At 57.2% G+C, this 13,008-nt stretch carries 10 protein-coding genes, 1 tRNA gene and 1 pseudogene; 10 read left to right on the top strand and 2 right to left on the bottom strand.

Features of this window, described 5'->3' with window-relative positions:
* Positions 1 to 4: 4 nt before the first annotated feature.
* The 3 genes from HY298_01420 to HY298_01410 all read left to right on the top strand — a co-directional run bounded on the left by HY298_01420 (position 5) and on the right by HY298_01410 (position 4,546).
* Positions 5 to 2,263, top strand: coding sequence for a hypothetical protein (locus HY298_01420; GenBank protein MBI3848938.1), 2,259 nt, complete (start codon positions 5 to 7; stop codon positions 2,261 to 2,263).
* A 74-nt stretch (positions 2,264 to 2,337) separates the two neighbouring features.
* Positions 2,338 to 3,939 (top strand): L-aspartate oxidase, encoded by a 1,602-nt coding sequence (gene nadB / locus HY298_01415; GenBank protein MBI3848937.1) that lies wholly within the window; start codon positions 2,338 to 2,340, stop codon positions 3,937 to 3,939.
* A 181-nt stretch (positions 3,940 to 4,120) separates the two neighbouring features.
* The gene (locus tag HY298_01410) at positions 4,121 to 4,546 is read left to right on the top strand and encodes a hypothetical protein (GenBank protein ID MBI3848936.1); all 426 of its coding nucleotides are present in this window, start codon (positions 4,121 to 4,123) and stop codon (positions 4,544 to 4,546) included.
* Positions 4,547 to 5,146: 600 nt separating this feature from the next.
* On the opposite strand, the gene HY298_01405 is transcribed toward HY298_01410, so the two are convergent.
* Positions 5,147 to 6,055 (bottom strand): sodium:calcium symporter, encoded by a 909-nt coding sequence (locus tag HY298_01405; GenBank protein MBI3848935.1) that lies wholly within the window; start codon positions 6,053 to 6,055, stop codon positions 5,147 to 5,149.
* A gap of 534 nt (positions 6,056 to 6,589) precedes the next feature.
* Between HY298_01405 and HY298_01400 the strand changes: the two genes are divergently transcribed.
* From HY298_01400 to HY298_01370, 7 genes and pseudogenes are all read left to right on the top strand, one after another.
* Positions 6,590 to 6,664 (top strand) — tRNA-Val (locus HY298_01400).
* A gap of 180 nt (positions 6,665 to 6,844) precedes the next feature.
* Positions 6,845 to 7,128 (top strand): annotated as a pseudogene (locus tag HY298_01395) (type II toxin-antitoxin system RelE/ParE family toxin).
* A 2-nt stretch (positions 7,129 to 7,130) separates the two neighbouring features.
* Positions 7,131 to 7,448 carry a HigA family addiction module antidote protein gene (locus HY298_01390; protein MBI3848934.1) on the top strand — a complete coding sequence of 106 codons (318 nt, stop codon included), beginning with the start codon at positions 7,131 to 7,133 and terminating at the stop codon, positions 7,446 to 7,448.
* Complete coding sequence (locus HY298_01385) at positions 7,445 to 7,921, top strand: hypothetical protein (protein ID MBI3848933.1); 477 nt, start codon at positions 7,445 to 7,447, stop codon at positions 7,919 to 7,921. Before HY298_01390 ends, HY298_01385 begins: the two co-directional genes overlap by 4 nt.
* Positions 7,922 to 7,930: 9 nt before the next feature.
* On the top strand, positions 7,931 to 9,382 hold the full coding sequence (locus HY298_01380; protein MBI3848932.1) for a hypothetical protein: 1,452 nt from the start codon (positions 7,931 to 7,933) through the stop codon (positions 9,380 to 9,382).
* A 51-nt stretch (positions 9,383 to 9,433) separates the two neighbouring features.
* Positions 9,434 to 10,054, top strand: a complete 621-nt coding sequence (locus HY298_01375; protein MBI3848931.1) for a GNAT family N-acetyltransferase — start codon at positions 9,434 to 9,436, stop codon at positions 10,052 to 10,054.
* Between the two features lie 152 nt (positions 10,055 to 10,206).
* Positions 10,207 to 11,073 (top strand): helix-hairpin-helix domain-containing protein, encoded by an 867-nt coding sequence (locus HY298_01370; protein MBI3848930.1) that lies wholly within the window; start codon positions 10,207 to 10,209, stop codon positions 11,071 to 11,073.
* 198 nt (positions 11,074 to 11,271) lie between these two features.
* Here HY298_01370 and HY298_01365 read toward each other — a convergent pair whose 3' ends face one another.
* Entirely contained in the window at positions 11,272 to 12,651 is a 1,380-nt protein-coding gene (locus HY298_01365) for a neutral/alkaline non-lysosomal ceramidase N-terminal domain-containing protein (GenBank protein MBI3848929.1), read from the bottom strand.
* Positions 12,652 to 13,008: the final 357 nt, after the last annotated feature.

The raw sequence follows: 13,008 nt of genomic DNA, 5'->3' as shown, positions 1-13,008 counted from the left end.
CACGGTGGAGTTGGGCGGGCTGACCAATCTGGTTTCCGTTGAAGCGGACTACAACCTGCTGAAAGACATCGCCGACCTCGAGCACCTGCCGCATCTGTCACGGGCTGGATTGGTCGGCAACCTGCTCGATCTCAGCACCGATTCTCCAGTCAGCGCCGTGATCCAAAACCTGCAAAGCCGGCAAGTCAGTGTGGCCTACCAGCCGCAAAACCAGCCGCCCAATCTCTCGCTTCCCACCCGCTGGTTCATTGCCACGAATCTCGCTTCGTCGCACGCCTTCTACGTTTACGATGACATCACGCCGGGCGACCAGTTGTTGATAACGGCCAGTTCCTCGGACACGAGTTTGATACCGGACCAAGGCTTTTCGATTACGGGCACCAATGAAAACCGGACATTGACGCTGACTCCTGCAGCCGACCAGACTGGCACAACCACCATCACTCTCACCGCGACCGATGACGCCGGGCTGATCACCAGTGTGGACGTGCTGGTCAGCGTCATGATACCCGAAGTGGTCACGTTTCCAGATCCGAATCTGGCAACCGCCATCCAGCAAACCCTCGGCCGGCCCGCCGGCGATCTCACCAGTCTGGAGCTCCAGTCGCTGACTTATCTCTACGTTTACAATACCAATATCGCCGACTTGTCCGGCTTGGAATGGGCCACCAATCTATCGAGCCTGTTTCTGAACGGGAACTCAATCAGCAACCTGAGCGTGTTGCCGGCTCTGCCCGGGCTGAGGTTTTTCAGCCTCAACAATAATAGCGTCGCCGACCTTTCATCCTTGACGGCGCTGACGAACCTGACCGGGTTAGGGTTGCATGGGGATGCCATCAACGACCTCACCTTCCTGCAGAGCATGTCGCAACTGACCTGGTTGAGCTTGGAAACCAATCGCATTACCGACCTGGCGCCACTGGCCGGGCTGATGAATCTTGAATTCCTTTCTCTCCGGCAAAACCTGTTGACCAACATTGGGCCTATCCAGGACCTGCCGCAATTGTCGTACGTAAATCTTACGCTCAACTTGCTCAATGTGAACTCCAGCTCACCCGACAGAACAGCCGTCGATGGCTTGCAAGCTCGGGGTGTCCTCGTGGGTCACCTGCCACAAAGAAGGCCGCCGACCTTTTCGGTGCTTACGAACTGGCTCGTTGCCGCGGACACGACCTCCTGGTTGGGCTTCAGTGTGTTGGATGATGGGCCGTCCGGCGATTTGATTACGGTCACGGCAAGTTCTTCAGACACCAATCTGATGCCCGCGGCGGACCTAGCCGTAAGTTACGTCAAAAATACATATTGGCTGCTCACAGGGACACCCACCTCCGATCAAACCGGCACCGCGACGATCACTTTGAACGCTACGGATGACGCGGGCTTGACCAATCGCGTAACGATCCCGGTCACCGTCGTAAGCCCGCTGCCGCTGGAGGGCGTGTTGTGCAACTCCACGGATCTGGTCTGGCAAACCGGAGGCAATGCGGCGTGGTTTGGCCAGACGAATGGTTCTCGCGATGGCGTCTCGGCGGCCCGGAGCGGCAGCCTGGGCGACAATCAGGAATCCTGGTTGGAAACGACCGTGACGGGACCGGGGATTCTTAGCTTCTGGTGGAAGGTCTCCTCGGAGACAGGTTTTGACTTCCTGAAATTCTACATCGATGGCGTGTTGCAGACCAACCGCATCTCCGGCGAAGTCAACTGGCGGCAGGTGGGGGTCAACCTCGTTCGCGGTGTCCACACCCTTCGCTGGCGCTATGCCAAAGATCGGGCGGTCAGCAGCGGCTCGGATGCCGCCTGGCTGGATCAAGTCACCTTCGTTCCATTGAGTTGGCTCGAACTCAGTGGACCGCCAACCAACGGCCAATGCCAGCTTCTCCTGCATGTCATCCCGGGCAAAGTTTACGAGGTTCTGGCCTCGACCAATTTACTGATCTGGTTCTCGTTGGGTGTCATTTCGCCCACGAACACGGCCATGCCCTTCGTCGATCCGGCCCCGGATTCCCGCGCGTGCTTTTATCGCTTGCGCGAAGTGCCAGCCAGTTCCGTGTGGTTCGAAAAACCCGATCGGCCCACGAATGGCTCGATGCAGTTGGTGGTGCACGGCCCGCCCGGCGCGCGGCTGGAGCTGCAAGCCTCCACGAACTTGTTGACCTGGAGTGTGCTCGCGACGGTCACGAACTCGTTTGGCACGGTGACGTACAGCGATCCTCTGGGAGCGAACCCATCCCGGCGCTTCTACCGCGCCGCCGTCGTGCCGTAGTCCACAGACCGACTGAACCGGGGAGAAACACTTCGTTGGACAAGGCGCCTCGACTGTGTTGAATTGGGCGCGCAATGAAACACTTCGACTTCCTGGTTCTTGGCAGCGGCATTGCGGGGCTTTCTTTCGCTCTGAAGGTGGCACCACGCGGGCGCGTGGGGATTGTCACCAAGAAACAACGCGCCGAGTCGAACACGAACTACGCCCAGGGCGGCATCGCCGCAGTCACGAGCAAGGAAGACTCGTTCGAACTGCACGTGCGTGACACGTTGGAAGCGGGCGCCGGACTTTGTCACGAAAATGTCGTCCGCACCATCATCGAAGAAGGTCCGGCGCGCATCGCCGAGTTGATCGAACTCGGAATGCGTTTTTCCGAACGCGAAATTCCCCGCTCCCACGGCGTGAAAGAACTTGATCTAGGCAAGGAAGGCGGTCACTCGAAGCGCCGCATTCTGCACGCCCAAGATGTGACCGGTCGCGAAATTGAGCGCGCTCTGCTGGCGGCGATCGCTACCCAACCAACTATTGAAATTTTTGAAGACCATTTTGCCATCGACCTCATCACCAGCCAGAAACTCGGTTACGTTGGAGAAAACCGTTGCCTCGGCGTTTATGTGCTGAACAAAATCAGCGGGCAGGTGGAGACTTTCATCGCCCGAAACGTGCTGCTGGCGACCGGTGGTTGCGGCAAGGTTTACCTTTACACGACCAACCCCGACATCGCCACCGGAGATGGCGTGGCGATGGCCTATCGCGCCGGTGCGGCCGTCGCCAATATGGAGTTCATCCAGTTTCATCCGACCTGTCTTTACCATCCCAAAGCGAAATCGTTTCTCATCAGCGAAGCGGTGCGCGGCGAGGGGGGCGTTCTCAAAACGGTGGAGGGCGCGGAATTCATGAACAAGCATCATCCGCTCAAATCGCTCGCGCCGCGCGACATCGTGGCCCGCGCCATCGACAGCGAAATGAAGAAGAGCGGCGCCGATCATGTCCTGCTCGACATCACGCACCAGCCGGCGAGTTTCCTCAAGGAACGATTTCCCAACATCTATGCCACGTGCCTGCAATACGGCATCGACATTGCAAAAGAGCCGATCCCCGTCGTTCCGGCCGCGCATTATCAATGTGGTGGCGTGCTGACCAATCTGCACGGCGAAACCGAAATCCCCGGCCTTTACGCCGTGGGGGAGGTGGCCTGCACTGGGTTGCACGGCGCGAACCGGCTGGCCAGCAATTCCCTGCTCGAAGCGCTGGTCCTGGCGAATCGTGCCGCCCATCATGCTCTCACTCATGTGTCGCCGGACGTGAAGATAGAAATCCCCGGCTGGCAATCCGGCCACGCGCACAATCCCGACGAACTCGTCGTCGTCTCGCACAACTGGGACGAGATCCGACGCCTGATGTGGGATTACGTTGGCATCGTCCGCACGAACAAACGCCTGCAACGCGCGAAGTCGCGCATCGCCAACCTGCAACAGGAGATTCTGGAGTTTTATTGGGACTTCATCGTCACCAATGATTTGTTGGAGTTGCGCAACATCGCGACCGTGGCCGAACTGATTGTCCACAGCGCGCTGCAACGCCCGGAGAGTCGCGGGCTGCATTACAACCTGGATTATCCCAACCCAAATCCCGACTGGGCGCAGCGCAACACGATTCTGCGCAAGCCCGCGTAGCCGCCGAGGTGAGGAGGCGGAATGGGCGCGGAAATCCAATCGTGTTGTCCGCCTCCGCACGTCGGCGGCTACCTTTTGAACGGGCTGGTAGCCGGACAGCAAATATCAGGACGGTTTGATTTACCTTGTTTCCGTCTCACAAAATTGTTTTGCTCACGGCGGATTAAATACGAATCGTGCTATGACCCTTGATGAAGCAATTAAATCGATCAAAGACTGCGCCAGCCGGATGAACGACGTGTACGAAGGCGTCGTCTTCGATGAGTGGACGATTGTTCAACTGGCGGTCAAGAAGGGGAAAATCCTGTCCTACACCGGGCCGCGCAAGGAGGACTTTCAAAAAAACTTCCTGTCGGATGTCGAGGCGTTGCGATCAGAACTGATGTCCTTGAAACACGGCTGCGGCGATTTTGAATTTGCCCGTCACGGCGGCGGCACGCGCTTCGACGCCTTCATGGTTTTGGGCGACGGGATGTTTTTGATCTGCAACCACACTGGCCAGTCGATGAACGAGATTACGAAGAACACGCGTTGGTTGAGCGCGCAAGTGCCCTTCGTCGATCTGAGCGAGAAATTCCGCTCCAACCCGGTCAAGCTTCCGACTTGAATCAAGTCTGGTGCGCTCCGTGCGCTCACATCCCCCCATCCTTCAGCAAAAAATATTCTCTACGTGACGCATGTAACCTCAGAGGAGGTTTCATGGCAGTGTGTGAACTTTTCCGCCAATAGAGCATCTCGGCCGTTCATCCAGCCTCCCAATTGTGTAAACTCCACCTTTTGGGCAGTGCAGCTCGCGCGACCGATACAGATAAGGCCGAATGTTATCCCACGTCGGAACGTCGTTGGTGGCCTTTTTAGTTTCTGTCATCCACTGATTTTTAGCCCCTTGTATCTGGAGTAAGTTGTCAATGCATCTGGGCCTCATTCCCGGCTCACGCTCGCAACCGAACAATGGAAGCAAAACAGCCAAAGCAACCGCTAACCAACCACCGACAACGAAGATGGGCTTTGCTCTGACAGTCACGTGACGATGACACCTAATATTGAGCAGGCCAAACCTAGCTTTGGTCTGGCACCTGCCGGTGTTCGGCCGGATTCGATTGTGCATGATATGGGAATTAAGGCTCACCTTGAGCGGGAGACAAGTTATTTTTTGTTTTGGCGCATCACTGACTCGGCACATCGTCCTGTCAGGCTGAGATTCGCCTTATTCAATCAGTCCCTTGTAGAGGAACACCCCGTAAACACCGGTCAGAATCCATCCCATGAAGCGGGGCAGTTGACCGAAAATGGCCACGAAGAAGAAATGGACGAGCGTCGCTCCGACCAGCATCTGAATCCCGGCGTCAAAGAAGTTCGGTACGACGATCGTCCGATACAACGCAAAAATACCAACGCACAGCGGAATGCAGATGTGTCCGTCGCCCACCTGCGAACTGTAGATGACCTCCGGCCGTTTTCGCCAGCCGTAATAGAGCGCCAGCAACGCATTCGGCAGCACCATTAGCCAGCCGCTCAACCAGCCCAGCCGCTTGGCGCTGATGAAGCCGGTCTGAATGTGGGAAACCCAGTCCACCAGCCAGTTCACGCTGACGTAGATGCCATAAGCACCGACCGCCAGCAGCGCCAGGTCCAGGAACAGAGTCCAATGGAACGATTTGTTCTGCCGGACATTGTTCTTCAACACGTCAAAGATGTGAAAGCATTGCCAGAATAGAAACAGGCCGACCAACACCAGACCATCGCCGAAATCCAGTTTGCCGTCGCGTCCCAAAGCCCACACCGCGCCGGTAAAAAACAAAACCGCCGTCAGCGTCAACAGAAGCGAGAGACGGTTGATGCGATGGGTCTCCTCGCTCTTCTTTTTCTTTTTCCCTTTACGCGCGGGCAGCACACTCATGCCCCAGAAAATCGCCGGCAGCCCGATCAAGAACGTCATGTTCGTGACATTGTTGACGAGGCAGTTGATCATCACCTCTTTGCCACTGCCGCCCTTGCTCGCGAGCACGAAAACAAAAATCAAATTGGGCAGACCCGAACAGTACGGCATGACCAGCGTGCCCAGCACCGTCCCCTCCACGCCTTTTTCCGTCATGTGCTCCAGCCGCCAGATCATCAAGACCGAGGCCGCGACGAATAAACCGAGAAACCCCAACGGACTCAATGCCCCAGTTGTGCTTTCAATGGTTGATGCCAGTGAGTTCAACGATGCCAGTTAAACAAGGCGACATCACATCGCCAAGCAATCATTGGCGCGTGAGGTGTAGCCGCAAAGTGAATGTAGCCGCAGACGTGCGGAGGCGGATTCTGAAATCCCAAATAGGGCTATGCACTTGATTCTCCTTCAGACAACCGGGGGACAACCTAAAGGTTGAACTCCAACGGAAACGGCCCTCGCACGGCGTTGGAGTTCACGCTCTCGCGTGTCCGATGGGCCAAGGGGAATTAAGTGCATAGCCCAAATCCGAAATCCGAAATCCGAACCAGTCAGAGTTGCATGGACACTTTGTTTGGAGTTCCGCCTTCAGGCGGTCAGAACGTGTGTTAAAGCAAGAACCGCCGGAAGGCGGAACTCCTAACGGTGGCAATGCCTTGAACCATCGAAGAAAATCTTGAAATGTCCGGGCGCTCCGTTAGTTTTTGGCCGGTGGCGCGCTTAGCTCAGTGGTAGAGCATTACCTTCACACGGTAGGGGTCGCAGGTTCGAAACCTGCAGCGCGCACCATCCCAAATGAAATCAATGGTTTTATGTGTTTCTCGCGGTCCAAGAATGCCGACGAATAATCGTAAGTCAAAACAATCGTCGAGAGTCGCCCTTAGAGCAAAGCGCAAAACTTATGGCGGATTGGGTGAGTTAGGCGCGTTTCTTGACACAGCATGACGCCGAACATTATGGTTGGGATAGATGATACGCAGCTTCGCCTGCCCGGAAACCGAGCGGCTGTTTAACGATGAATCGTCCAGACGACCGCCGACACAGATTCAACGGGTGGCGCGACGGAAACTGTTGCTGTTGCATCAAGCGCGGAATTTGCAGGACTTGCGCTCGCCGTATGGCAATCGGTTGGAAGCGTTGAAGGGCGACCGCAAGGGACAGCACAGCATACGCGTGAACGATCAATGGCGCATTTGCTTTTCTGCAGGCTTGGTGAGGATGCGTTCGACGTGGAAATTGTGGACTACCATTGATTATGAAAGCAAAGAAATTGCCCCCGATACATCCGGGTGAAATTCTCCGCGAGGAGTTTATGAAGCCACGCGACCTGTCGCAAAACGCGCTGGCGCGGGCGTTGAATGTCCCGCCGCGCCGGATTAACGAGATTGTGATGGAGAAGCGAAGCATCACAGCAGACACGGCCCTGCGGCTGGCGCGTTACTTTGGCACAACGGCGGAACTGTGGACGGGATTGCAGGCAGATTACGACTTGCGTCTGGCGCGTTACGAAAAGGAAAAACAAATCGAACGGGACGTTGAACCGCTGGGGGACTTGCAACCAGCTATGGCGTGAAATCTGACCTCGGCTCAGAGGTCGAAGAACAATCCCAGGCGAACTTAGATTGTTTCATGGGCAAAGCTTACTTGTTCGATTGTCCACGCTGCGGTTACCGGGCGAAAGTCAGTGGCGGCGTCGATGACGGATTTGGTCGCATCACCCAAACCATCGAGTGTTGCGATTGCCGTGACCTGCACGACGTGCCGATCCGTGTTCGCGTCACGGACGCCGAAGTTCGTGCGCGAAAGAATAGCTTGGGAAAGAAGCCATTCACGACGATTGCCGGTGGAGGCGACCCTTCGCTTTATTCCGTCCTGGCCGATAAAATGTTGATTGCTGGATTGACCCAAATAAAATGGTCCGTGGTGACACCGGCCTGTCCGGTGTCTAAACTGCATCGGACACGACCGTGGAAGGAACCGGGCAAGTGTCCGCGCTGCGGCGTCTTTCTGGAAAGAACCTTGCTCCCGTACCGGATTTGGGATTAATAACGGCTGATGCCCTTCCGCCTTAAGAGTTACGGCGCTTTCGTTTTCATTCTGGCGCCGCCGCTTGCGTTGGCAGCCGTGACGCTTCCGGCTCCCGATTACAAAGTGTCGGCAGCAAGAGGTCCGTACTTTGTGTGCGACAGCCGCGTCGTGGAGGACCGCTGGCAACTCGAACGTTTTGTTGTCCCGCCCAAACGCCATCCGGGAAATCCGCTCATCGTCCGCGAGCATCCGTGGGAAGGCACCGGCCCGCATTTGGGCGGCTCCGTGCTGTTCGATCCCCAGGACCGTTTGTTCAAGATGTGGTATTCGATCTGGAGCAGCAACGCCTACTACAACAAACTCCCGTTCTCCTACAACGTCTGCTATGCGGAATCGCCCGACGGCATCACTTGGCGCAAACCGTCATTGGGTCTGTTCGATTACGCCGGCAGCAAGGACAACAATGTCATCCGCCTCGGCACGGACAAAACCCAGAACATCGACGTGTGCCTCAACCCGAAACCACGCGCGTTCACCGGAAAATTTCTCGCCATCCACAATCAAAAGGGCGGCGTGTTCGTTTCCTCATCCGACGATGGCAAGTCATTCAAGTTCACGTGGCAGACTCCGGCCATCTCGTATCACAGCGATACGCACAACAATTTCGTCTATGACGAAGTGTGCGATCGCTGGCTGCTGTTCTGCCGACCGCGCGCCTACGCCGGCGACCACAAACGCCGCGTCTCCGTCCAGGAAAGTCGCGACCTCCAACACTGGACGCACGAGCGCAACATCCTTGTGCCGACCGAAACCGATAAACCGGAATTCTACGGCATGACCGTTTTCCGGCGCGGCGATCTCTTGTTCGGCCAACTCCAGACCTACGATCGCGGGACGGGCTTCATGCACTCTGAACTGGCCTGGAGCGGCGACGGACAAGTCTGGGACCGTATCCCCACGCACCCGCCGTTTCTGGAGCGCGGCGCGGCCGGTTCGTGGGAAGCCGGCATGGTCATGGCGGCGGAAAGCCCCGTCGAAGTCGGCGACGAATTGCGATTTTATTACGGCGGCTTTCCCCTCCCGCACGACACCAAGCAGGAAAACGTCGGCTCGATTGGCCTCGCCGTCTGTGAACGCGATCGTTTGATCGGCGTGCGGCCCAACTCAAGCGCTCCGGGATTCTTGATGACGCGACCATTGTTGACTCCGCCAAAGAAATCCACGCTCGTTGTCAACGCCATCATTCGGAAAGAACTGCGCGCCGAGCTTCGCGGCGACGACAACAAAGTCCTGCCCGGCTTTTCCTTCGCCGACTGCGACCTCGTCACTGAATCGGGCTTTGGCAAGGAGATTACTTGGAAAGGCCGCTCGGTCTGCGAAGCGACGTTGAATGAGATGCGCATCGTTTTCCGTCTGACCGACGCCGAATTGTTTACCTTCGATTATTCCAAAACAACGGTTCAGCCCAGCGCCCACTGAAGGTGGGAAAGAGCTTCGTCAGCCCAAGATTTTCTGCATCGTTTAACCCGGATGAGTCATATTGAACACGTGGACGATCCGACGGCACAATATAAACTGCCCAGCGCCAGCGACCCCGAGTGGCTCGCCGAATGGCCGCTGGCCGGTGGACCACTGGTGCGCTTCCGGCATGTGCGGCCGGACGATCAACCCCTCATCACCGAAGCCATCCGCACCGCTTCGCGCGAGACCTTGTTGCACCGCTTCTTCAGTCCCATCCGCAGCGTCGCGCCCGACCAACTCCGCCGGATGCTTGCCATTGATCGGACGGACGAGTTGTGCGTCGTGGGTGTGGTGTCGGCGAATGACGCCACTCGCATCGTCTGTGGCGCGCGCTACGTGCGGCTGCCCAAGCCCGGCGCCGCCGAGGTCGCCTTTACCGTGCATGATGATTTTCAACGCCGCGGGCTGGGTACCTTTCTCCTGCAACTCCTGGCGCGCCTGGCCGTTGCGGACGGGATTCGCTGGTTCGAGGCCGACGTAATGACCTCCAACCAGAAAATGCTGAACCTGTTCATGAAGCTGGCACCGGAACACAGCCGCACGCGGCAGATCGGTGATGTCGATCATCTTGTGTTTGAGGTCTCGACGGTGGCGCAAACGGAATTCGGGCCGCACTCGTCCGCGTCTTAACGAGTTGCCGCCAGACCCTTTGAATCCGCCGCACAAGTCGCATCTCGCGCCACAGAGTCGCTCTCCGTTTCGGGCGCGACGCGTCTCCTAGCGACACCTTCTCCGCCTCAATTTAATGCTGCATTCGCGAGCGAGCGTGCCATAGTGCCTTTATGGCCAAAGCACGTCCCGTCGTCGTCCCGAAGCGAATCGTGCTGGCCTGTCTCCTTGGACTGGTCCTGTGCCCGACGCCGCGCCTGCTCGCCCAGCAAAAAAGCGCCGACGCATGGGAAGTCCTCGCTGGCTGTCACCTCATCACCAATGCCAATGCCATCGTGGACGGTGACAGTTTTCATGTGGCCCACAAAGAACGCGAATACGTCTTCCGCCTCTACTTCGTGGACGCGCCGGAGAGCGATGCCACTCTCACGGAACGTGCCCAAGATCAGGCCGCCTATTTCGGAATTTCGCCTAACGACATTTCGCGTGCGGGCACGGCCGCGTCGCAATTTACGCGCGCGACCCTTTCCGATGCAGACATCACGGTCATCACCCGGTGGCGAAATGCGATGGGCCGCAGCACCCTGGCTCGTTTCTACGCCGTCGTGCTCGTCAATGGCAAAAACCTCGCCGAGGAACTGGTCGCCCATGGACACGCTCGCATCTACGGCCTGCGCGCCAACTGGCCGGATGGCCCGCGCTCCACCACCTTCATCAACAAACTCAAAAACCTCGAACTCATCGCGCGCGAAAAGAAACGCGGCATCTGGGACGAAACCAAATTTCCGCGCCAGGTCGGATCCGCTGCAGTCAGCGTCGCGCCAACCAACACCCCGATCGCTGCTTCGTTGGTGGACATCAACAATGCCACTTACGAGGAATTGCAAAAGCTGCCCGGCATCGGCCCGAAGCTGGCCGAGCGCATCATGGCCCACCGGCCTTACAAGATCACGGACGACCTCGGCAAAGTCCCGGGCATCGGCGTGGTGATGCTTAAACGGCTGAAGCCGCTGATCCGCGCCGAACCTGCCGCGCCTTGAATTCTGTCCCGTCGCGCCCGCTTCGCCTTGGTGAAAACGTCAGCCATTTGTTTTTAACCGCAGATAAACGACGATGAACGCAGATTCAATTGCCGCAAAAGAACACAATGCGGCAAAAGTGTTCGCGTGGTTCGCGGCTTTGGTGGTTGCATTGGCGCCCTCGAAATCAGCGCTGACTCTTCGCCACCGGGCCGATGATCAGCGGTTCGCCGGTGGGAACTTGGCCTTCTTATCCTCGAACAAAAACTCTTTGGGCATCAGGTCGTGAACGCCGCCGATGATCAGGTCTTCGGTTTCCATCGCCAATTTGGTGGGGCGGTCGTAATAGACCATCGCGTCGCCGCCTTCGTAGCCGCCTTCCTTGAGAATGCGCCGGGACGGGATGTAGCAGGGAACGTCGTTGGCGTAGGCGTTGACCCAGAGGCGCGTGGTGTCGAATTCTTTTTTCAAACGCAGCGAGTAATCAACGACGACTTCGCCGGGGAGGAAAACCATCGCCAGATTGTTGCCGAAATTCCAGGTCTGCACCAGGTAAGGTAGTTTGGTCGGCAATGTTTCGCCACGATCGAGCCGGACAAGATTGATCTTCGCGTGATAACCCACGGCGCCGGATTGTTTCGCGCGCTGTTCCCATTGCTCGCGGGTTGGCAACGTGTCGAAGGGAAGTTCAATCTGCTTGGTGCGACATTGAAGTTGGCCGCGAATCGGAGTGAGCGGATTTGCAAGGAGACGGTTGACCTGTGTCGCGATTTCCTGGCCATGCTGCTTGGCGAGGTCGAAACCGGGTCGGGGAAAAGGATTGGAGTCCGCGCCACAACCGACGGGAGTAAGAACAATTGCGCCGGGATGATCTCGCTCCAGAAATTCCTGCGCGTAGCCGGCCCAGTCGCCACAGATTTGATTGAACTCACCAGTGACGGTCGTGCAGTGGCAGGCGTAGTTCGCCACGACGGCGCGCAGTTTGCCTTTGGCGTCAGTGACAACAAGAATTCGTAAATCATGATCGACCGGGCCGCCTTGCGGGCGGCGGTTTTTGGCGAAACCGGCTGTGCCCTGACCCCATGACAGTTTTCCAGGTTTTCGATTGGCCAACGCCGCAAGCGCAACTTTTTCCAGATTGTCGATCAATTCTCGCGTGTAGCGATCGATCTTGACCTGATGCTCCGGCGGGATCGGTTCGCTGAAAAGATTCGGCAATATGCCCGTCAGGCACGGGGCGGAATGTGTGTGCGAGGAACAGATGGCGACGCGATCAGGGTTTATTTTTTTCTTCCTGATCAGGCGCTGGACAACTTCGTCGCGGACGCTGACAGGGACACCACAGTTGTCCACGGTGATGAGCAGGGCCGGGCCTTCCTTGTCGCTGCCCATCGCCAATGCCTTGGCGAAGATGTTTTGCGCGACCCCTTCTGACTCCTTTCGCCGGTTGCCGTAGCCGCTGAGACGAATGGGATAGTCAGGCGTGATGTCGATCTTGGCGACGCCGATTGGGCGGGTTTCGTTCGGTTCGACAGCCGCGAGATCAAGCGTCAGAGCAAGCGTGACGAACCAGGTGAGCCGGCTGAGAACGTTGGTCATGTGCTTCAGAGTGGCTGGCGCGCGAAGTTTTGGCAAGAAAGACACCGAAGGCGCACGGGAAAAATTCCAAGCACCAACCTCCAAGCTCCAGAGAAGCTTCAAACGTCGAACCTCAAAGTCCGCTGTGACTCAGTGGGCGTGTAGCCTTGGAGCTTGATGCTTGGAGCTTCTCTGGATACTGGAGCTTGGTGATTGGTGCTTTCAGAACTGGTCTTCCGGCGCGTTTTTGAATCAATGACCTCAGCCGCGGTTTAATTACACTACAAAGGGGCGGTCATGGTTATGTTGTTTTTTGTTATTGGTCTGGCGGTTTTCTGTTTTTTATTTTCGGCTCGGCGCCGGCGGCGCTGAGCCAGT

The organism is Verrucomicrobiota bacterium (genome assembly GCA_016200005.1).
Classification (GTDB): Bacteria; Verrucomicrobiota; Verrucomicrobiia; order Limisphaerales; family PALSA-1396; genus PALSA-1396.
The sequence above is the reverse complement of the archived record's forward strand: the minus strand, read 5'-3'. Positions and strand labels throughout refer to the sequence as shown.